Here is a 587-nt window from a genome sequence, read left to right on the forward strand (position 1 = left end):
GTCAGCAAGCGGCCATCACGCTGGGGCATCAATTGGTGACCGGCGCGATCAAGGCCGAGCGTATCCAGGCCTGGGCCGATTTTGCCCGGGCGCATCCGGATGGCTATTTGTATTGTTTTCGCGGTGGGCTGCGTTCGCAGATCACCCAGCAGTGGCTCAAGGACGAAGCGGGCATCGACTATCCGCGGGTCGGTGGCGGCTACAAGGCCATGCGCACCTTCTTGCTCGACACGCTCGACCAGGCCGTTGCCCAGTGCGATTTCGTTTTGCTGGGCGGCATGACCGGCACCGGCAAGACCGAGGTGCTCACGCAATTGAGCAACGCGCTGGACCTTGAAGGTCATGCCCATCATCGCGGCTCCAGCTTCGGCAAACGCGCCACSGGCCAACCCTCSAAYATCGACTTYGAAAACCGCCTGGCCGTRGACGTGCTGAAAAAGTGTGCCAGCGGTATCGAGCAGTTTGTGCTCGAAGACGAGAGCCGCGCGATCGGCAGTTGTGCGCTGCCGTTGCCGCTGTATCAGGGCATGCAGCAGTTTCCGATGGTCTGGCTGGAAGACAGCCTGGAAGGGCGCGTCGAGCGGATC

The 587-nt window shown here is 62.0% G+C and carries 1 protein-coding gene; it reads left to right on the plus strand.

Translation table 11 applies throughout. The features are described from left to right. Nucleotides 1-587: tRNA 2-selenouridine(34) synthase MnmH (gene mnmH / locus AC1DF0_RS32015; protein ID WP_477577586.1), on the plus strand; the 587-nt coding region annotated here is incomplete at both ends.

The sequence above is a fragment of the Paenibacillus sp. 05T425 genome (assembly GCF_056396205.1).